Raw genomic sequence first — 21,543 nt, forward strand, 5'->3', positions numbered from 1 at the left:
GACAAAAAGCCTTCCACTTTGGACATCCATTAACGGGGATGACTCGATAAAGCCTACTCTCGTTCAGCTTTATGCTCAAAGGTGCATTTCAGTTTTGCCTAGGCTCAGACCACTTTCAGCCGATGATGGTCCTCTCTTAAGAGCATGCGCCACTTACTTCTCCTTATCAACGCTTTTTCAATGTAAATACATTTTACAACGAAAGAATGAATTGTCAATAAATTTATCTTTATTGTGCAAATTTTTCTACACGGTCAATTGCTTTCTCTTTACCAATTAAACAAATGGCGTTCGGCAACTCTGGTCCATGTGTTTCACCTGTTGTCACAACACGGATTGGCATGAACAGATTTTTACCTTTATGACCAGTTGTCTTTTGTACAGCTTTAATCGCAGCTTTTACCGCATCTGGTGTAAACTCTTCTAGCTCTTCCAATTGTGCTTTAAATGCCGCCATTACTTCAGGTACTTGCTCTCCTGCTAAAACCTCTTTTGCTTCTTCATCATATTCAATATGGTCGTTAAAGAATAGGCTAGATAATTCGACAATTTCTGCACCAAAGCTCATTTGGTCATGATAAAGCGCGATTAAATCCGTCGCCCAAGCATGTTGCTCTGCAGTAAGTTCTTCAGGTAATAAGCCTGCTTTTTGTAGATGTGGTAAAGATAAAGCTACAACTTCTTCCAAAGACAACTTTTTAATATATTGATTATTCATCCATGTTAGCTTTTGTTTATCGAACATAGATGGTGATTTTGAAAGACGTTTTTCATCAAACATTTTGATAAATTCTTCTTTTGAGAAAATCTCTTCTTCTCCCTCTGGAGACCAACCAAGTAGCGCAAAGAAGTTAAACATCGCTTCAGGAAGATAACCTAAATCTTTATATTGCGTAACAAATTGAATAATCGATTCATCACGCTTAGATAGTTTTTTACGGTTTTCGTTAATAATTAATGTCATATGTCCAAAGCGTGGATATTCCCAACCAAATGCATCAAAAATCATCATTTGCTTTGGTGTATTCGATAAATGCTCCTCACCGCGGAAAACGTGAGAGATTTCCATAAAGTGATCATCTAAAACAACTGCATAGTTATATGTTGGAATACCATTTGCTTTTACAAGTACCCAATCACCAATATCTTTAGACTCAAAGGTAACTTGTCCACGAACTAAATCTTCAAATTCGTATGTTACATTTTCAGGTACACGCATACGGATTGTGTATGGCTCACCTGCCGCTTCTTTAGCAGCGATTTCATCTGCTGATAAGTGGCGACATGTACCATCATAAGTAGGAGCAGCTACACCTCTTGCTTTTTGTTCTTCACGAGATGCTTCAAGCTTTTCAGAAGAACAGAAACACTTGTAGGCTACACCTTGCTCTAATAGTTTTTCAGCGTGCTCTTTATAAATATCAAGACGTTCCATTTGACGATAAGGCGCATAAGGTCCACCAATATCAATGGACTCATCATATTCAATACCTAACCATTTTAGGTTATCTAGCTGAGATGCTTCTCCGCCCTCTACATTACGTTCAATATCCGTATCTTCAATACGTACAATGAATTTACCGTTATGATGTTTTGCATATAAATAATTGAATAATGCTGTACGCGCTCCACCGATATGTAAATAACCTGTTGGAGATGGCGCGTAACGAACGCGAACTTCTTTCGTCATATTAAAAGCCTCCTAAATTTTCGATCAAAAATTGACTTTGTTCATTTTACCACTCTGTTACAGGAAATAAAAGCGGGGTTCATCCACATTTATTTCTTGATCAATAGAATTGTTGCCATTGCCGCAATACCTTCCTCGCGACCTGTAAAACCTAATCGTTCAGTTGTAGTTGCTTTAACATTTACCTGTGAAGGCTCTGCGTGTAATAATTCAGCGATACGTTGTTGCATCTGTCCAATATAGGGGGCCATTTTAGGACGCTGTGCCATAATGGTACAATCGACATTACCTAGAGAATAACCCTTATCCTCAACGATCTTCCAAATGTACTCTAATAATTTTGCTGAGTCCGCGTCCTTAAATGCAGGGTCTGTATCTGGAAAATGACGGCCAATATCCCCTTCTCCAATTGCTCCTAGAGCCGCATCTGTGACAGTGTGTAAGAGAACATCCGCATCTGAATGTCCTACTAGTCCTTTTTCATGCGGAATGGTAATGCCACCAATAATTAATGGACGACCTTCTTCAAATGCATGTACGTCAAAACCTTGTCCAATTCGAAACATATTCATCTTCCTTTAATTAATATTTATCATTATCATATCAAAATTTGCCCTAGGTTGTTTGAAAAGCGCTTTAATAATTATCCTCCTATAGCAGTAATGGGCAGTTTAGAAAGCTACACTCTCTAGACTGCCCCACATTCTTTAAATATGATACTCTATATTTTTCATTTGACTGTTGCTAATATTCGGAGATGGCTGTGAATTATAGACACGTGAATAAGGGGGAACAGAGTGTGTTAGCCAAATATTACTCCCTAAAACGGAATCGTGCCCAATCGTCGTCTCGCCCCCTAAGATAGTAGCACCAGCATAAATGACAACATTGTCGGCAATATTCGGATGACGCTTAATGCCCTTAATTGGATTACCATTTTCATCTAATGGGAAGCTTAGTGCACCTAATGTTACACCTTGATAAATTTTTACATTCTTACCGATAGTACAAGTTTCACCGATAACGACACCTGTTCCGTGGTCAATAAAGAATGATTCTCCTATTGTAGCCCCTGGATGAATATCGATACCCGTTAATCGGTGCGCATATTCTGACATAATTCGAGGCACAATTTGTACACCCATTTCGTATAACTCATGCGCGATGCGGTGAATATAAACAGCCACAATAGATGGATAGCTTAACAAAATTTCCTCTGTAGAAAGAGCTGCTGGGTCACCATTATATGCCGCTTGAATATCTGTTTGTAGCACTTGGCGAATGGCAGGAAATCGATTAATCAAATTCATAACAATTTTGTCTGCTTGTTCACGGCAATACTTCTCGCAATTGGCAGGATCACTATCCTCCATATTATAAAATAATACTTTTTCGATAATATCCCGCAAATCTAATGCTGTTTCACGCAGCTTATTACTGCAAACTACGTTCACCCTTGTTTCATCAATAGGTCTTGTCATATAAATGCCAGGAAACAGCACCTCATGGAAATTATCTATTATTTTTATAACCCGATCCCGTCCATCAAAGCCTATTGAGTTGTCAACGTCGATGTACTGTTTATTTATACTAGTTAATGAACCTGTAATTTCTGGAACCTTTTGATTTAACCAATCATTTAATGACACAATAAACACCCCTCACATCTTTTCATCTATTCTATTACCTTATTAATCATATATCCACTATTTCATTTTACACATAAAACAATCACACATGGATAAAATCCACTTTATTGGAGCATTCCAACTTTTTATTCTCTTCTACGCCTTCGTTTCTAATTCGACTAGCAGTTATGTCATTATTATCATACATATATGGATGAACAGATTACGAAGCAATAAGGCATTCTGACCATATAATTTTTCCCAAACAAAACAAATAAAAAAGACTATCCATCCTTAACAAACTACGAATGAATAGCCTCTATAAATAATATTTCTTAATGATTGAATGATCCACGCTTACGCAAAATTGCCTCACCAAATACTAAGTCTTCTTGTGTTGTCATTTTTACATTTTCATAACTACTTTCTACGATGTGTACCTGATGTCCGAGACGCTCCATTAGCATTGCCTCATCTGTCCCAAGAAAACCTACTTTTTCAGCTACGTCCTCCGCTTCCATAATTAATTCAAAACGGAATGCTTGTGGTGTTTGTACCATCCAAAGGCTTTCTCGATCAACCGTTTCCTCTATAATGCCATTCATTGATACTTTTTTCATCGTATCTTTCGCACGAACCCCTGCAATTGCTGCACCGTGATGATGCGCGTTCTGTACAAGCTTTGCAATGATATCATGCGTAATAAACGGGCGTGCTGCATCGTGGACAAGCACAATATCTACCTGTTGCATCTCTTTCATGCACGAATGAACCGAATGCTGTCGCTCAGCACCCCCATCAGGTAAACCCTTCACTTTGGTAATCCTATAGTCCTCTAGCATTTTTTGAATAAATCCACGCTCTTCTGGTTTTACAGCGAGCCAAATACCTGTGCAAGCGGGATCTTGTTGAAACACTTCTAGCGTGTGTACCAGAATAGGTTTCTCTAAAAGCTTTAAAAATAATTTATTTTGCCCTGCACCCATACGCTTCCCACTTCCGGCAGCAGGTAGAACCACTTCATATTGCATTTCCCCACATCCTAATCGTCCTTCGGCTTAGCAAATATCATACGACCTGCCGATGTTTGCAGCACACTAGTAACTGTAACTGTAATTGCCTGTCCGATGTAACTACGACCACCTTCAACCACAATCATCGTACCATCATCTAAATAGGCAACTCCTTGGTTATGCTCTTTGCCATCCTTTATAACCACAACCTGCATATCTTCACCTGGTATAACTACAGGTTTCACTGCATTCGCTAAATCATTGATATTTAACACTTTTACATGATGGAGCTCACAGACTTTATTCAGGTTAAAATCATTGGTAACGATGCATGTATCATTGCCCATTTTTTTTGCAAGACGGACAAGCTTTAAATCTACCTCTTGTACATCTTCAAAATCCTCGTCCGTAATTTCAACTTTTGTCTTACGCTCATCTTGTAATTTTTTTAAAATATCTAAACCACGCCGACCTCTTGTGCGCTTTAAGGTATCAGATGAATCAGCTATATGCTGAAGCTCTGTGAGCACAAATTGAGGTACAACTAATATACCCTCAATGAAGCCTGTTTCAGAAATATCAGCAATACGACCATCAATAATTACACTTGTATCTAGCAGTTTGTAGCTTCCACGAACCTCTTGAGCTTCAGCACCTTCAGCAGCTTTTTTCTTCGTATTGGTACTACGTAATGTAAAAAGCTGTATGAGCTCATCTCTTTTTCTAAAACCTAGACGGAACCCTAAATACCCTAATACAAATGACAGGATAATTGGAAGTACTTCCGAAATAACAGGGAATGGTACACTATCAATGGCAAAGCCTAAAAAGTAAGCGACAATCAACCCAATTATTAAACCAAACGTACCAAATAATAAATCTCCGATAGGAACCTTAAACAGAACTTCTTCCATCCAGCTAATGAGCCTTACAAAGTAATCGGAAAATGCAAAAGATAGTGTAAACAGTAAAAGTGCGCCTAGAGCTACTGATACATAAGGATTATCTAGCCAAGGATTAGATGATAAATGAAGCAATTCGTATAATGGCGGTAAGAAAACAAGGCCCAATGCTCCTCCAATCAGTAAAAACGCAATTTGAACAAATTTTTTCACAAGCTGTCACCTCCTAATTGTTAGTTAAGATTATACATAGTTTACGGTAGAAAATCTTTCATGAGCTCAGTCAAAATCTCATTATTTTTGATGTTGTGAAACAAGGATAAGATAGTTAGACAAAATTTTACAAACTTCTATTTTGTTCGTACTAGATGAAATCCTTTATTCATTCATCAGCTATTATTTAGGACGTTTATTCTTTTATATGAGTTTCCGATATTAGCATTAAAAATGAAGGAAAATGCATGTCAGAATAATATCCAACATGCACAACCTCCTTTATAACTCTCTAAAGCATGCATTTAGTGCATCTTTTATCGTTTCTACACCAACAATTTCAATTCCCTGCGGAAATTCCCAACCACCAATATTCGAAGAAGGAATGAAAGCTCTTTTAAATCCAAGCTTCGCCGCTTCAATGACTCGCTGTTCTATACGTGATACCCGACGGACCTCACCTGTCAGTCCGACCTCACCAATAAAGCAATCCGTTGCACGCACTGCCTGATCCTTAAAACTAGATACAATGCTTGTCAACACCGCTAAATCTATTGCTGGCTCATCCAGCTTGACACCACCAGCAACTTTAATATATGCATCCTGAGCTTGTAGCATGAGACCCATACGCTTTTCTAGTACAGCCATTAGCAATTGTACTCGGTTTTGATCTACACCTGTGGCCATACGTTTAGGATAGTTAAAGCTCGTAGGCGTAACTAAGGATTGAATTTCAACAAGGATTGGCCTTGTCCCCTCCATTGAGGCTACAATAGTTGACCCCGCCGCACCTTGTGAACGCTCCTGTAAAAATAACTCAGAAGGGTTTAGAACTTCCTTTAACCCACCTTGAAGCATTTCAAATATAGCAATTTCATTTGTAGATCCGAAGCGGTTTTTTTGGCTTCGTAAAATACGATGATTATGATGTCTCTCCCCTTCAAAGTACAGTACAGTATCCACCATATGCTCTAAAATACGTGGCCCTGCAATTTGTCCCTCTTTTGTGACATGCCCTACTAGAAAAATAGCAATGCCTTTTGTTTTAGCGATTCGCATCAGCTCAGCTGTACATTCACGAACCTGTGAGACACTACCTGGGGCGCTTGTTACTTCTGGATGAAAAACCGTTTGTATGGAATCGACAATGACAAATTTAGGTTGTACTTCATCAATGGTTTGGTTTAAAAACTCTAGGTTTGTTTCAGAGTATATGTAAAGCTCTTGAGAAATCACTCCTAAACGCTCTGCTCGTAATTTCGTTTGACGAATAGATTCCTCTCCAGAAATATAAAGTACGCGATGCCCTTTATTCGAGAGTAATGCGGAAACCTGTAATAGTAATGTTGATTTCCCTATTCCAGGATCACCCCCAATTAATACTAGAGAACCAGGTACAATGCCACCGCCTAATACACGATTGAGTTCGCCCATTTCTGTTGCTACGCGCGATTCTTCAGTAGCTTCCACTTGGATAATCGGGATTGCCTTTTGAGTAACTGTAGCAGAATGTTGAAATGCTCCACGTGGGCCTTTTGCAACCATTTCTACTTCTTCCACCATTTTATTCCATTCACCACACCCAGGGCATCTTCCCATCCATTTAGCAGATTCATAGCCACAGCCTGAACATACAAATTTCGTTTTTTTCTTTGCCAAATTGCTTTCACCTCGAATATTTGTTCTTATCCTTAATTGTACAGAAAAAAAGACAGCTTGGCACTTAAAGCCTTACTGTCTTTCCTTGAAATTATTTAGAGATGGAAACTCCCTCTTTTTTCTTTACAACAAACTCATCGTTTACGTAATCAATGACAACCTGATTACCCTTTTCTACATTACCCTTTAGTAATTCTTCTGATAATCGATCCTCTACTTGTTTTTGTAATGCACGACGTAGTGGACGAGCACCATATTGAGGGTCATAGCCTTCTTCAGCAATTTTTTCAAGTGCTGCATCAGTCAGCTCTAACGAAATGTCTTGCTCTTGCAAGCGTTTTGTTAAAGCATTGCCCATCATCGCAATGATTTCTTTTAAGTGCTCTTTTTCTAATGCGTGGAAGACAATCATTTCATCGATACGGTTTAAGAATTCTGGACGGAATGCTTTTTTCAATTCTTCTAACATCGTACCCTTCATGTCTTTATGCTTAGACTCTGCACCACCTACATTGAAACCAAGGTTCTTTTGGTATTTTAATGCATCCGCACCAACGTTTGAAGTCATAATGACCACTGTATTTCGGAAGTCTACTACACGTCCCTTAGAGTCTGTTAAACGACCATCTTCAAGCACTTGCAATAGAATATTGAATACATCAGGGTGTGCCTTTTCAATTTCATCTAATAAAACGACTGAATATGGCTTACGACGAACTTTCTCTGTCAGTTGGCCACCATCATCGAAGCCTACATAGCCCGGAGGTGAACCTACTAAACGAGAAGTCGAATGTTTCTCCATGTACTCGGACATGTCAACACGAATCATCGCATCCTCATCGCCAAACATTACCTCAGCAAGTGCTCTTGCAAGCTCTGTTTTACCAACGCCTGTAGGTCCTAAGAAGATAAATGAGCCAATTGGTCGTTTTGGATCTTTTAAGCCTGCTCTTGCACGACGTATTGCACGAGAAATCGCTTCTACTGCTTCTCCTTGCCCTACTACACGTTTGTGTAACTCTTCTTCAAGCTGTAATAACTTCGAAGATTCTTCAGAAGCAATTTTAGCTACTGGGATTCCTGTCCACATTGATACAACTGCTGCTACATCATCCACAGTCACTTTAGATTCGGCTTTACCTTGCTCTTCTTTCCAATTTTTTCGAGTAGCTTCAATTTCATCCTTCAGCTTTTGCTCTGTATCTCTTAGCGCTGCTGCCTTTTCAAATTCTTGACCTGATACGGCTGCATTTTTTTCAGAACGAACATTTTCAAGCTTATCCTCAAGCGCCTTTAAGTTTGGTGGTACTGCGAATGAGCGTAAGCGTACTTTAGAACCTGCTTCATCGATTAAGTCAATCGCTTTATCTGGTAAGAATCGGTCAGAAATATATCTATCACTCATTTTTGCCGCTGCTTCAATCGCTTCATCTGTAATTTTCACACGGTGATGCGCTTCATAACGATCGCGTAAGCCTTGAATAATTAGAATAGCCTCTTCCACTGTCGGCTCATCCACTTGGATTGGTTGGAAACGACGCTCTAAGGCCGCATCCTTTTCAATGTACTTGCGGTACTCATCAAGTGTTGTGGCACCAATACATTGAAGCTCTCCACGTGCTAAAGATGGTTTTAAGATATTTGATGCATCAATCGCACCTTCAGCACCACCCGCACCAATTAATGTATGCAATTCGTCAATAAATAAAATGATGTTGCCTGCTTGGCGAATTTCATCCATCACTTTTTTCAAACGATCTTCAAATTCTCCACGATATTTTGTACCTGCAACAACTGTCCCCATATCTAGTGTCATTACACGTTTGTCACGAAGGATTTCTGGCACTTCGTTATTAATAATTTGCTGTGCCAATCCTTCAGCAATCGCTGTTTTACCAACACCTGGCTCACCAATCAATACAGGGTTATTTTTCGTACGACGCGATAAAACTTCAATAACTCGTGTAATTTCCTTGCTTCGGCCAATAACAGGGTCTAAAGTACCTTCACGTGCAATTTGTGTTAAATCACGTGCTAGACTATCTAATGTTGGTGTATTGGCAGCTTGAGCTGCTTGTTGACCAGATTGTGCATTATCATTATTACCTAATAGCAATAAAACTTGCTGGCGAGCTTTATTTAAACCGACTCCCGCATTGTTTAAAACGCGAGCCGCCACGCCCTCACCCTCACGTATAAGCGCCAATAATAGATGCTCTGTACCGATATAGGAGTGACCTAGTTTACGTGACTCATCAACAGATAATTCAATTACTTTTTTAGCTCTTGGTGTATAATGAACGATTGGACCGACATCTTCTTTGCCCTTACCAACTAATTCTTCAATGCCAGCTTCAATCATTTGAGGACTAATATCAATGGCTTCTAACGCTTTCGCAGCAATACCGCCGCCTTCACGTATAAGCCCTAATAGAATATGCTCTGTACCGATAGATTCGTGCTTCCAACGAATAGCCTCTTCCTGAGCAAGCTGTAATACTTTTTGCGCGCGTTGTGTAAAACGATTAAACATCATATAAATCCTCTCCTTTTTCCCCATTTATAGGCTTATTCGCATGTTCTTGAGATAATGTCTCACGAAGCATCTCCGCTCGTACACGATCCCGCTCAGCAGGTGGTAATGCCTCACCTGCATAGTGCTGTAAAAAACCTGGTTGCATACTAACAACACATTCATTTAAGGTCGTTGTTTGTATACCATCAATCAATTGTAAATCTACTCCTAAACGAACATTAGATAGGCAAGTAGCAGCTTCCTCACTTGTTAAAATTCTTGCATGTGTAAGGGTACCTAAAGCTCGATATACGCGATCTTCTAGCGCAAGCTCTGCCTTTTCCATTAATTTACCTCTTGCATGCCGCTCTTTTTGAATAATCTTTTCAGCGACACTTTGTATATCTGCTAAAATATCTTCCTCTGTCTTCCCAAGTGTAATTTGGTTAGACACTTGATAAACATTCCCTAAATTTTCGCTTCCTTCACCATATATACCTCTTACAGTCATTCCTAAGCGTGTCATGGCATTTATAATTTGATTCATTTGCCCAGTTAATGTAAGAGCGGGTAAATGCATCATGACGGATGCTCGTAGACCCGTACCAATATTCGTTGGACAGCTTGTTAAATAACCAAAAGTATCTCGAAAAGCATACGGTAATACTTTCTCTAGGATACGATCAATCTTATTTGCTTGTTCATAAGCACTTTGAAGTTGAAAACTTGCTGTCATACATTGAATGCGTAAATGATCCTCTTCATTCACCATAATGCTAACGGATTCGTCTTCAGAGAGTAGTATAGAGCCCACTTGCTCTTTTTTAGCCAGTTGTGGGCTAATCAAATGCTTTTCTACAAGAATTTGACGCTGTAAAGGGGTTAAATCCTTTATAGCAAAATAAGCATAATCATTTTGAAGAGTTGGGCTATCGCTGACAGCATGTGTAACGGCCTGTTCCACTTGCAGTGCCTCATTTTCTGAAAACGCTAATGGAAAACGATAGCCATCTAAATTTCGTGCGAGGCGGATCCGTGTACTAATGACGATATCTGAGTAATCATCTTTGATATGCATCCAAGTTGGTGTCGCACGCTCTAAAAATGATTCAATCATCATGTCACATCACCACCTTCAAATTGTAGATGCTTCTCTAGCTCTTTAACTTCATCACGTAGCTTCGCCGCTTCTTCAAACTGTTCCTCATCTACGGCGGATTTCATACGCTTGCGGATATCTTCTATTTGCTTTTTAATAACATACACATTACTGCGAGCACCAGGCATTTTTCCAATGTGTTGTGGACCTGCCTGAATACGATTAAAAAGCTTTGGCAAATGATCTCCAAATGTGTCATAACAGCTTGGGCACCCGAATTTTCCTTCTTTTAAAAATTGCTTATACGAAAATCCACATTGTGGGCATGTTTGCTGTTGTGGTTGTACCTGTTGTTTTTCCCCCACCTTTTGCCATGTAGGAGAGCCAAACCAGTTAGACAATAACTGTTGAATAGATACTGGCTCTTGTTTAAACTCAGCATGAAATGGATGGAATTGTGAGGCGCAGACGTCACAATAATGATGCTCTACTTTTTGCCCACTTTGAACTTGTGTTACTGTAACTGTCGCATTACGTTGTTTACAATGTTCGCATATCATTTTCCATCACCTCACTATTTTTGTTGTTCATATTTTATTGTTGTCAGCATTGCTCGCAATATTTTTGATCGAATGACATCTCTTAAGGGGAGATGCAAGTCGATCGTGGAGCGATCAATTGCTGCTAACATTAATTTCGCTTCTCGCTTGGAAATTACCTGCTCATCAATGAGTCGATAAACCAAATCTTCTGCCATTGTTTGTGATGCCCCACCTTCAATTTGCCTGAGAACATCGTCGATTAAATCAATCTGTGAATTCGCGCGGACACGTAAAATTCGAATGTATCCACCACCACCACGTTTGCTCTCAACAAGGTAACCCCGCTCGGCAGTAAATCTTGTATTAATAACATAATTTATTTGTGATGGTACACATTGAAATTTATCAGCGATTTCACTACGTTTAATTTCAATATGCCCTTCCCCACCTAATTCAAGTACTTGCTTTAAGTAACCCTCTATGATGTCTGATATATTACGCATTTTAGGAATACACCTCGCTTGCTTCACTGACTTTGACTATCTTTGACTTTCTTTGAGTATATTATACAAAACGCTTGAAAAAAATTGCAATGATTTCGCCCATAGAAAAGTGGAAAGTCTTGAAAAAGGCTTTTTAAGAGCCGAAAAAGAGCCCTTTTTCGATCATTTGTTTACGGTTTAATAATTTCCTTATACACCTAATGTACCCTTATTCGTCATAGAAAAAACGCAAGCATATGCAACTAGCATATACTTGCGTCTATGAAAATTATACCCAGCGACCAACAATTGGATAACGCCAAGGTTCATCAGACAATGCTTTTACGATACCGATGATCGGTACCACAAATACCATAATGCCGAAAATGATTAAAAATGGTAAGCCAATAAGGACAAAGCTTAAACCAACAGAGATAGCAATTAAAACACCCATGACAATTTGGAATAGCAGTGCTTGAATAGAAATTGCCTTTACTTCCTCATCCGAACTAATTAAAAAGAAAATAATGGGCACTAACCATGGCGCAAAAAATGCACTTGCGTGTATGATTACTTTAGACCATTTAGTCTCCATATATATCAACCCTTTCTTTGAACTTTATTCTATGTTTTATGTACTACTATTTACGGAACTATACCCGCAATAGTTTCACATTAAGAAAGATTTTTTAAAATTTTTTTGAAAGGCTGTGAGGAGCGTTGGAATTTAACAACACATTAGCAAATGAATATGAAAAGGGTATTCGCCGTACATTGCCTAGTTATGATGCCATGCTACGTTTAATACAAACTTTTTATCATTCTAGGCTATCAGAAAATGCTAACATGCTAGTCGTGGGAGCAGGAAGTGGCAATGAAATTATACAGCTTGCAGAAGGAAGACCTCACTGGTCATTCACTGGCATTGATCCATCAGAATCCATGCTTACTATAGCTAAAGAGCGTTTACTCACTCTTCCTAATGATATGTCATTCCATCAGGCTACAATACTTGATGCTTCGCTGCCCTCTACTCAGTATGATGCGGCAAGTTGTGTTCTTGTCTTGCATTTTATTCATGATTATAAAGAAAAGCTCGAAACAATAACAGAAATAGCAAGACATTTGAAACCTGGAGCACCATTTGTCCTTGTTTCAAAATATGGTCAGCTAGGCTCTTTAGAAACAGAACTACAATTTGATTTATGGCGTTCTTATTGGCTACAGCATACTAGACTTTCTTTATCCGATGTAGCAGAGATGGAAAAATCCATTCGTTCCCTTTCTTTTATGAGTGAAGAAGAAATTTTAATACTTTTACAAAGTGCGGGTTTTACTAAACCTTCTAGATTTTTTGCCACTACTTTGTTCGGTGGTTGGGTATGCTTTAAAGAGGAGCGCTAACTATTTTGTAGTAAATAATTTGAGGTGAAAACCGTGATAAGCACCATTGGCATTACAAAGCAACAACAATTGTTAAAGGATTTTCCATTAGAAGAGATACATCAGCAAGAATTTGAATGGTATTGGATTGATTTTAATTGTCCTACAGCCGAGGAGGAATCATTGTTGGATACATTTTTCCACTTTCACCCTCTCGCTATTGAAGATTGCTTAATGAGGTTGCAGCGTCCTAAGCTCGATTTTTATGATGATTTTCATTTCTTTGTCATTCATCGGGTAAACGAAGAGACGTTAGCTGCGGAGGAGGTTAATATTTTTGCCTCCAATAAATTCATCATAACCTTCCATAAAAATCCTGTCCCTGAGATAGAGAAGGTGCAAAAGATGCTGGAAAACCAACCGAAGAATTGGGAGCGAGGTACTGTATACCTAACGTATCAAACTATCGATAAAATTGTTGACAGTTATTTTCCACTCGTTTACAAAATTGAAGATCATCTAAATGCTTTAGAAGGTGAACTTACATACCAAAGTAATGTAAATGCCATGAAAATTGTCTTCGAGTTCCGTAGTGACTTGCTTGACTTAAGACGTACTATTTTACCAATGCGTGATCTTTTATATCGCATTCTCAATTCTTACCGTTTCTCACTAAAAAAATCGGAGAGAGCTTATTTTGGAGATATCTACGACCATCTACTTAAGCTAACAGAGATGGTTGAATCTAATCGAGAGCTTACAGCAGACATGCGGGATAGTTATATGGCTATGAGTTCTAGCCGAATGAATGGCATTATGATGACTTTAACAATTGTATCAACTATCTTTATACCACTTACCTTCATTGCTGGTGTGTATGGGATGAATTTCGATAACATGCCTGAGCTACATGGGCAATACAGCTATTTTATTGTACTTGGGATTATGATAATTATCGTTATCTTTATGTTGGCTGTCTTTAAACATAAAGGCTGGTTTAAACTGTTTAAACCATAAAAAGACTGCTCGTTTTAATGAAAACGAGCAGTTTTTTTAATCTATTAATACGGTCCTCTGTCATCAATCTTATTATCACCCTGCTGTGGAAATAAAAAGTAGGCTAATACCCCTGATCCCAAAGCTGCACATATGGTAATTAATAATTGCTCAACATCTGGTACCTCAGCATGATAGTTTCGTAGCATATAAACAGAACCAATGGCAACAATCACCATGACAGGAATAACAAATTTAAAACGTTTTTTCTCCATACCACCCCTCCTTCCATTTTTTATTTTCGTACGATTTTTAGATTGCTAAACAGTTCGTATTTTACAGGTTTCCTATTTTAAATTCAAATTTACATCGCTTCACCATTTGGACTAACAATAAAGTAAAAAAATAAAGAAATATCCAATTTTTTAACCAAATATTCAGCAAATAATAGTAAAATAGATTTAATCCCATTTATTTATTAAATATACAAACCTAACAAATTTCAAAAGTGCTTATTTACTTACAATTTATTATGGATATTAAGAATGGAGCAAATAATAATGAGTTGGTTTTCAAAAAATAGTAGTTCTAGCTACGCAATTACATTAACACCTGAAAATTTTAAGAGCGGTGTACAGTTAGATGTATTGAACCACCCCAATCTTCAAAAACAATTACAACTTTTAAATTTAACACTTGAGGATTTAGCTATCATTAAGCAGCTACAGCCTTTAGCTAAAGACTTAATTCCTGAAATGGTGGAGAAATTTTATGCAGCCATTAGTTTGAGCCAAGATTTACTTGATATTATTAATAGAACATCACATATTGATCGTTTGAAAATCACGTTACATAAACATTTAAGTGACATTTTTGAAAGTCATATTAATGATGCCTACATTGCTGAACGAAAAGCCATTGCTGAGGCTCACGTTCGAATTGGCTTGCAGTCAAAGTGGTATATTGCCTCATTCCAGTCACTCACTACTACTTTTGCAAACTTTGTGAACGAGGTGGATATTTCTAAAACAGATGCTATTCGTGCTATAAACGCTTTTTGTAAAATCATTAATTTTGAGCAACAACTCGTGATTGAGGCATATGAAAAAGAGGAAGAACGTATTCGCTCAGCAGCAGATGCAACAAAAAATTCCCTTGTAACGACGATCCAAAGTACTGCAGAAGAGCTTAATGCCATTAGTGAAGAAACAGCCGCATCATTATTAGTGATTTCCTCACAAACAGATGATATTGCTGTAGCAACCAAGCAAGGATTGAACTTCGTAGCAGATACACAGGAAAAATCAAGACGAGGCCAACAGCAATTGAAAGAACAAAATGATTTAATCCAAGTTATTTTGCAAAGTGTCAATGGTCTTGAGGTAACGATGAACCAACTACGTACCTCTTCTCAAAAAATTTCTGAAATCGTTGGGCTAGTTACAGGCATTGCTGATCAAACCAATTTATTAGCATTAAATGCTTCTATTGAGGCTGCACGAGCTGGAGAACATGGGAAAGGTTTTGCAGTAGTGGCTGAGGAAGTTCGTAAACTTGCGGAGGAAACAAAAAATGCCGTCCAAAATGTTTCTCACCTTATTAAGGAAACAGAAAGTAATATTACGACTATGGCTAATTCAGTTACTAATGTTGATCAAAAAATTCAACATAGTGTCAATACACAAGAAAGTTTATCCAAGTCATTTAATGATATTGCTGATGCAGTTTCTGGCATTCAGCAGCAATACGTAAATACATCGAGAGATATTTCAGCTATATCTAATTTAATCACTGAATTATCGCAAGGTGCTACACTAGTCTCTTCTTCTTCCGACTCGCTCATTAATGTTGTCAATGAACTAAATATGTAAAATAAAAAAGGGAACTCATTTGGAGTTCCCTTTTTCCTTAATGCGGCAATGCACGTTTTTGTTTACGGTGCTCTCGTCTTGCTGGCCCAGTTTCAAATAAACGCTTCTCTTCATCTGTTTCAGGATAGATTGAGGGAACTGGTACGGGTTTCCCTTCCTCATTTACTGCAACCATCGTGACAAATGATTCTGTCGTTAATTTTTCCTCGCCAGTCTCAATATTGCGAGAAACAACGCGAACATAAACCTCCATTGAAGAACGTCCTGTAGACGAAACAATACTCTCGATTTCAAGAATATCTCCTACATGTGCAGCGGATAAAAAATCAACCGAGTCAATAGAAGCTGTCACTACAAGGCCTTTCGCATGTTTCATTGCTGTAATAGCAGCAATTTCATCAATATAAGCTAACACTCTTCCACCGAAAATAGAATTGTGATTATTTGTGTCTGGGGGTAATACGAGACGCGATTGAACCGTACGTGATTGGCTCATGGGTACAGCGTTGTTTGGCATAATTCTTGCAACTTCCCTTCTCATGTTGTTCTTTCGTCATCGTATCGCAGAAAAAGAGCTGATGCAAATTTAGAACGATTTTTTAATCGAAATAAATTTCATATCAGTCATTTCTTCTATAGCCCACTTAATTCCTTCACGTCCATAACCACTCATCTTTACTCCACCATATGGCATGTTATCTACTCGGAATGTCGGAATATCATTAATAATGACAGCACCAGCCTGTAATTCATCTGCTGCATATAAAGCATCTGACAATATATTCGTGTAAATACCTGCATTTAGGCCAAGGTCCGACTCATTTACAAGTCGAATTGCGTCGTCTAATGTTTCATATGAAACAATTGAGACGATTGGTGCGAATGTTTCCTGACAAACAATTTTCATATCAGCTGACACATTCGTCATAACTGTTGGCGTTAAAGTACGTTCAGTAAATACGCCTCCAGTTGCAATCATAGCCCCCTGTTCTTGTGCCTCCTCAATCCATTCCCTAATACGTTCCACTTCATTTGGATTTATCATTGCACTAACATCTGTTGTCTTCTCTAATGGATCTCCTACTATAAGCTTTTCTGTTTCTGCAACAAATGCTTTAGTAAATTCATCAATAATGGAGGAATGCACATATATACGTTGTAACGAAATGCATACTTGTCCAGCAAAGTTAAAAGCACCGCTTACACAACGACTGATAATTTTATTTATTGGCGTAGATGGTTCGACAATTACTGCAGCATTAGAACCCAGCTCTAAAGTTACTTTACGTAAGCCTACTTTTTCTTTAATCTTCAAACCAACCTTACCACTACCTGTAAAGGTTACTTTTTTGACATATGGATGTGTGACAAGCGTATCACTAAGCTCACCCCCACTTCCTGTCACAATTTGTAATGCCCCATCGGGTAATCCTGCATCTCGGAAAATTTCAGCCATAACGATAGCACTTAGTGGCGTTTGTGTAGCTGGCTTTAATACAACTGTATTGCCTACTGCAAACGCTGGACCTAACTTGTGTGCCACTAAATTGAACGGAAAATTAAATGGCGTAATGGCTGATATTACACCTAAAGGTTCTCTTTTTGTCCAGCCTATTCGATCTCCTGCTCCAGGGGCTGCATCCATTGGAACCGTCTCACCTTTTGCCTGTTTAGCTCCTTCAGCTGCAAATTGATAGGTTGCGATTGTACGGTCAATTTCAGCTAAACCTGCAACAATAGGTTTTCCAGCCTCTAAGGCTAAAATCTCTGCAAGTTCTTCTTTTCTTTGTCGCATTATATCAACGACTTTATATAATATTTCGGCACGTTCGTAGGCTGTTGTCTTTTTAAACGATTGGAATGCCTGCTGCGCACCTTCGATAGCTTTCTGTACATCTTGAATAGATGCTTTAGCTACATGAGCAATAACCTCACCGCTATATGGAGAAGCTAGCTCATAGCTTTCCTCTGCATCATGCCACTGACCATTAATCCAAAGTTTTGTATCCTTCATCCTTCAAATGCACCTCCAAATAATCATGTTCTTCTTTATTCTATCACGAAGAACTTGAACTAGACGCAATGGCAGCTGCACTAACCGCTGCAATCATTGCTGCTTGCTGTGCTTGGATTAATAGCTCAATAGAAGACATAATGGTCATGGACAAAGACTTTTGTACCTTTGCCATATCATAAATAGCAAATTGTACAGCCATAAAGAGCACAAATTCACGATGCCACTTTAATAACTTCATGTCTTTTAATTCATGGTATAAATCAATCAACCCTTGAAGTTGTGCTTTATCCAGATTAAGTATGGCTAAAAAGCCAAGTAAAGGATAATGCATAGCCTTGACTTTAACGTTTTGCTTTTTGAGCCCATCACGAAGGGTTACAACATCGGGTACTAGCTGACCATCAAATTTGGGTGATAAAAATGTTAATACCTGTGAAAGCCATTGGAGTTCATTGCCAGCATTAAAATTAGATGTTCTTAGTTCTTTATAGTATTGATTCATGGTATCCGCGCGCAATTCAACATCATCAGATGGACTGCTTAATAATATGGCATAAGGAATGTCCTCATATGAGGTTAAAAATGGATGATGTTTACGAATAGCATCAAATAAGGCTCTTGCCGCCTGTGCATGCGTCTTTTTATCCTGTTCATCTTCCGTCAAGAATTGTGCTCCAATATAGCTAAAATTGCCGCTTCTGAATTTCGCTTCCTTTAAGATGCTCACATTTGTAAGTAAATTCTTCACTGCCTTTTCTGCATCATCTTGCTCCATGAGGTTGGCAGCAATACTATATCCAACGGTTGTCCGTAAAGGAGACAGCCATGAAGATTGCTTCTTCATCTCTAGTAAAACATTTTTATACTTCGTTGCATCAAAAGTTTTTCCTGAGGCTACAAATGTACTAGCAATAGCTAATACAATTTTACGGTCCACCGTCCAGCCTGCAGCCTTTGATACCTCCTCTACTGTATTGGCAAATTCATTTTCAATCATCACATAATCCATATTTATCACACTCCTTTACCCGTTTTACGTAACATAATGTGAGAAAGATTCACCCTCTTTGTAACAATTAACATAAAAAGTAAACATAATTTAATGTATGTTACTTACTTTATTTGATTTAATAGAAAATATTAACAACCTATGAAGGAGGTATGGCCGATGTTAGCAAAAACCACAAAGAAACTATTATTTACCATGACCTTAAAGGATCGATTAAATCTATTCCTTTTCCTAAAAAATTCATCCAATAATATCGCTTTACATACTCTTTTCCATAAAAATTAATATCAAAACACTTGAACACCCAAAATCAATATTCATCATTCCTATAAGAAAAGAGTCATGTGTCCTAAAGCCTCCCTTTCCATACAATAACTTTTCTACTTCCAGATAAAAAAACAGCGGCAGAAAAACTTTGCCGCTGTACAGATAACTTGTTAAATTAACCCTAGCTCTTGCAGTTCTTCAGAGTTGAAGGCTCTTGACCTTGTTAGGAAACGTTTTCCTTCTACGCCCTCGAGTGAAAACATGCCGCCTCTGCCGTCCACCACATCCAATATGATTTGTGTATGCTTCCAGTAATCATATTGATTTTTGTGCATATAGAAAGGGGCACCACCCACTACACCAAGGCACACATCCTGATCTCCTATTAGCAAATCCCCTTCTGGATAACACATTGGTGAGGAGCCATCACAGCATCCGCCTGATTGATGAAACATAACGGGCCCATGTTTCCCTTTTAATAGATCGATTAGTGCTAGCGCTTCTTCCGTAGCTAATACACGTTCAACCACGCTCATGCACCTCCCTACGAATTAGAAGAAACCAAGTTTGTTTTCGCTATAGCTAACTAATAAGTTTTTCGTTTGTTGGTAATGCGCTAACATCATTTTATGATTTTCACGACCAACACCCGACATTTTGTAGCCACCGAATGCAGCATGTGCAGGATATGCGTGGTAACAGTTTGTCCAAACACGACCAGCTTGAATTTCACGACCGAAGCGATATGCCGTATTTATATCTCTCGTCCAAACACCTGATCCTAAACCATATAATGTATCATTCGCAATTTCCAATGCTTCCTCTTTCGTTTTAAATGTCGTGACAGCAACTACTGGTCCAAAAATTTCTTCTTGGAATATACGCATTTTATTATGTCCTTTGAAAACAGTTGGTTTAATGTAGTAGCCATTTTCGAAGCCTTCACCTACATTATTTTTGTCTCCTCCAATTAGACATTCTGCACCTTCTTGCTTACCAATATCTAAATAAGAAAGAATTTTTTCCATTTGTTCACTAGATGCCTGTGCACCCATCATTGTGTTTGGATCAAGTGGGTTGCCAACTTTAATGGCTTCTACTCGCTGTAATACGCGCTCCATAAATTTATCGTAAATAGATTCCTGAATCAGTGCACGTGAAGGACAAGTACATACTTCCCCTTGATTTAGAGCGAATAGCACAAAGCCTTCAACAGCTTTATCTAAAAAGGCATCATCTTTATCCATAATATCTTCAAAGAAAATGTTTGGCGACTTACCACCCAGTTCTAATGTTACTGGAATAAGATTTTGAGAAGCGTATTGCATAATTAAACGCCCTGTTGTTGTCTCACCTGTAAAGGCAATCTTACCAATGCGTGGATTTGATGCAAGCGGTTTCCCTGCTTCTAAGCCGAATCCATTCACAACATTAATGACACCTGGTGGTAGTAAATCTTCTATTAATTCTAAAAGCACCATAATAGATGCTGGTGTTTGTTCTGCAGGTTTTAATACGACACAGTTTCCAGCTGCAAGTGCTGGCGCAAGCTTCCATACAGCCATTAATAACGGGAAGTTCCAAGGTATAATTTGGCCAACTACGCCAATTGGCTCGTGGAAATGATAAGCAACTGTATCGTTATCTATTTGGCTTACTGAGCCCTCTTGAGCACGTAATACCCCAGCAAAATAACGAAAATGATCAATTGCAAGAGGGATGTCTGCATTTAATGTTTCGCGTACCGCTTTACCGTTATCCCATGTTTCAGCAACGGCTAGCTTTTCTAAATTTTGCTCGATACGGTCCGCAATTTTAAGTAAAATGTTTGCACGTTCTGTTGGTGATGTTTTACCCCATGCTTCCTTAGCAGCATGTGCCGCATCTAATGCATGTTCAATATCCTCAGCTGTGGAACGTGCTATTTGTGTAAAAACTTGTCCAGTAACAGGAGTAACGTTATCAAAGTACTGACCCTTCACTGGGGGTGTCCATTCGCCACCGATATAATTATCATATTTCTCTTTGAATTGAACTACCGATCCTTCAGTGTTTGGAAATGCATAAACCATTTTACTTCTCCCCTTTACACAATTTAATGAGAACTATCTACAAAAAACGTTATTTTATATCGGAATAACAATATTTTCATAGAAACCCTCTCACCTAATATATTGTCAGAAACACAAAATAATTTCAACTTTTTCAAAAACTTTTCCAACTAATTTATTTTTGCTAGAAAAGCTTCTAGCATTCA

20 protein-coding genes and 1 other annotated feature (1 of these 21 running past the window's edge) are annotated in these 21,543 nt (G+C 38.4%); of the genes, 3 read left to right on the plus strand and 17 right to left on the minus strand.

Annotated features, from left to right (window positions below; translation table 11 throughout):
• Window positions 1-179 (minus strand) — a binding site (T-box leader) (it extends 40 nt beyond the left edge of the window).
• A gap of 50 nt (window positions 180-229) precedes the next feature.
• From gltX to MKY76_RS22865, 11 genes are all read right to left on the minus strand, one after another.
• Window positions 230-1,690, minus strand: coding sequence for a glutamate--tRNA ligase (gene gltX, locus MKY76_RS22815; protein ID WP_048395543.1), 1,461 nt, complete (start codon window positions 1,688-1,690; stop codon window positions 230-232).
• An 89-nt stretch (window positions 1,691-1,779) separates the two neighbouring features.
• Window positions 1,780-2,256, minus strand: a complete 477-nt coding sequence (gene ispF, locus MKY76_RS22820; protein WP_004233581.1) for a 2-C-methyl-D-erythritol 2,4-cyclodiphosphate synthase — start codon at window positions 2,254-2,256, stop codon at window positions 1,780-1,782.
• Between the two features lie 141 nt (window positions 2,257-2,397).
• Window positions 2,398-3,339 carry a serine O-acetyltransferase EpsC gene (gene epsC, locus MKY76_RS22825; protein WP_004233580.1) on the minus strand — a complete coding sequence of 314 codons (942 nt, stop codon included), beginning with the start codon at window positions 3,337-3,339 and terminating at the stop codon, window positions 2,398-2,400.
• A gap of 314 nt (window positions 3,340-3,653) precedes the next feature.
• On the minus strand, window positions 3,654-4,349 hold the full coding sequence (gene ispD / locus MKY76_RS22830; protein ID WP_048395541.1) for a 2-C-methyl-D-erythritol 4-phosphate cytidylyltransferase: 696 nt from the start codon (window positions 4,347-4,349) through the stop codon (window positions 3,654-3,656).
• Window positions 4,350-4,360: 11 nt separating this feature from the next.
• Window positions 4,361-5,446, minus strand: a complete 1,086-nt coding sequence (locus tag MKY76_RS22835; protein ID WP_004233578.1) for a PIN/TRAM domain-containing protein — start codon at window positions 5,444-5,446, stop codon at window positions 4,361-4,363.
• Between the two features lie 282 nt (window positions 5,447-5,728).
• On the minus strand, window positions 5,729-7,105 hold the full coding sequence (gene radA / locus MKY76_RS22840) for a DNA repair protein RadA (RefSeq protein WP_004233577.1): 1,377 nt from the start codon (window positions 7,103-7,105) through the stop codon (window positions 5,729-5,731).
• A 91-nt stretch (window positions 7,106-7,196) separates the two neighbouring features.
• Window positions 7,197-9,641 (minus strand): ATP-dependent Clp protease ATP-binding subunit, encoded by a 2,445-nt coding sequence (locus tag MKY76_RS22845; RefSeq protein WP_048395540.1) that lies wholly within the window; start codon window positions 9,639-9,641, stop codon window positions 7,197-7,199.
• Window positions 9,631-10,740 carry a protein arginine kinase gene (locus MKY76_RS22850; RefSeq protein ID WP_048395539.1) on the minus strand — a complete coding sequence of 370 codons (1,110 nt, stop codon included), beginning with the start codon at window positions 10,738-10,740 and terminating at the stop codon, window positions 9,631-9,633. Before MKY76_RS22850 ends, MKY76_RS22845 begins: the two co-directional genes overlap by 11 nt.
• Window positions 10,737-11,279, minus strand: a complete 543-nt coding sequence (locus MKY76_RS22855; RefSeq protein WP_004233574.1) for a UvrB/UvrC motif-containing protein — start codon at window positions 11,277-11,279, stop codon at window positions 10,737-10,739. The genes MKY76_RS22850 and MKY76_RS22855 overlap by 4 nt, the downstream gene beginning before the upstream one ends.
• A gap of 14 nt (window positions 11,280-11,293) precedes the next feature.
• Window positions 11,294-11,764: a CtsR family transcriptional regulator gene (locus MKY76_RS22860; RefSeq protein ID WP_004233573.1), complete on the minus strand. Its 471-nt coding sequence runs from the start codon at window positions 11,762-11,764 to the stop codon at window positions 11,294-11,296.
• A 268-nt stretch (window positions 11,765-12,032) separates the two neighbouring features.
• Window positions 12,033-12,338, minus strand: a complete 306-nt coding sequence (locus MKY76_RS22865; RefSeq protein WP_048395538.1) for a DUF4870 domain-containing protein — start codon at window positions 12,336-12,338, stop codon at window positions 12,033-12,035.
• Window positions 12,339-12,463: 125 nt separating this feature from the next.
• On the opposite strand from MKY76_RS22865, the gene MKY76_RS22870 reads away from it, so the two are divergent.
• Complete coding sequence (locus MKY76_RS22870) at window positions 12,464-13,147, plus strand: class I SAM-dependent methyltransferase (RefSeq protein WP_054548954.1); 684 nt, start codon at window positions 12,464-12,466, stop codon at window positions 13,145-13,147.
• A gap of 33 nt (window positions 13,148-13,180) precedes the next feature.
• Entirely contained in the window at window positions 13,181-14,143 is a 963-nt protein-coding gene (gene corA / locus MKY76_RS22875) for a magnesium/cobalt transporter CorA (protein ID WP_342557193.1), read from the plus strand.
• A gap of 44 nt (window positions 14,144-14,187) precedes the next feature.
• Here corA and MKY76_RS22880 read toward each other — a convergent pair whose 3' ends face one another.
• On the minus strand, window positions 14,188-14,397 hold the full coding sequence (locus MKY76_RS22880; protein ID WP_048395528.1) for a hypothetical protein: 210 nt from the start codon (window positions 14,395-14,397) through the stop codon (window positions 14,188-14,190).
• 285 nt (window positions 14,398-14,682) lie between these two features.
• Here MKY76_RS22880 and MKY76_RS22885 point away from each other — a divergent pair, with 285 nt between their 5' ends.
• On the plus strand, window positions 14,683-15,993 hold the full coding sequence (locus MKY76_RS22885; protein ID WP_054548953.1) for a globin-coupled sensor protein: 1,311 nt from the start codon (window positions 14,683-14,685) through the stop codon (window positions 15,991-15,993).
• Between the two features lie 37 nt (window positions 15,994-16,030).
• On the opposite strand, the gene MKY76_RS22890 is transcribed toward MKY76_RS22885, so the two are convergent.
• The 5 genes from MKY76_RS22890 to adh form a co-directional block, all read right to left on the minus strand.
• Window positions 16,031-16,510, minus strand: coding sequence for an acyl-CoA thioesterase (locus MKY76_RS22890; RefSeq protein ID WP_004233566.1), 480 nt, complete (start codon window positions 16,508-16,510; stop codon window positions 16,031-16,033).
• A gap of 69 nt (window positions 16,511-16,579) precedes the next feature.
• Window positions 16,580-18,007: an aldehyde dehydrogenase family protein gene (locus MKY76_RS22895; RefSeq protein ID WP_342557194.1), complete on the minus strand. Its 1,428-nt coding sequence runs from the start codon at window positions 18,005-18,007 to the stop codon at window positions 16,580-16,582.
• Between the two features lie 43 nt (window positions 18,008-18,050).
• The gene (locus tag MKY76_RS22900; protein WP_112116894.1) at window positions 18,051-19,019 is read right to left on the minus strand and encodes a DUF4003 family protein; all 969 of its coding nucleotides are present in this window, start codon (window positions 19,017-19,019) and stop codon (window positions 18,051-18,053) included.
• 437 nt (window positions 19,020-19,456) lie between these two features.
• Window positions 19,457-19,816, minus strand: coding sequence for a DUF779 domain-containing protein (locus tag MKY76_RS22905; protein WP_342557195.1), 360 nt, complete (start codon window positions 19,814-19,816; stop codon window positions 19,457-19,459).
• Between the two features lie 21 nt (window positions 19,817-19,837).
• On the minus strand, window positions 19,838-21,358 hold the full coding sequence (gene adh / locus MKY76_RS22910) for an aldehyde dehydrogenase (RefSeq protein WP_257962050.1): 1,521 nt from the start codon (window positions 21,356-21,358) through the stop codon (window positions 19,838-19,840).
• Window positions 21,359-21,543: the final 185 nt, after the last annotated feature.

Origin of the sequence: Lysinibacillus sp. FSL P4-0201, from assembly GCF_038593425.1 — a bacterium.
In the GTDB taxonomy this organism is placed as follows: Bacteria; Bacillota; Bacilli; order Bacillales_A; family Planococcaceae; genus Lysinibacillus; species Lysinibacillus capsici.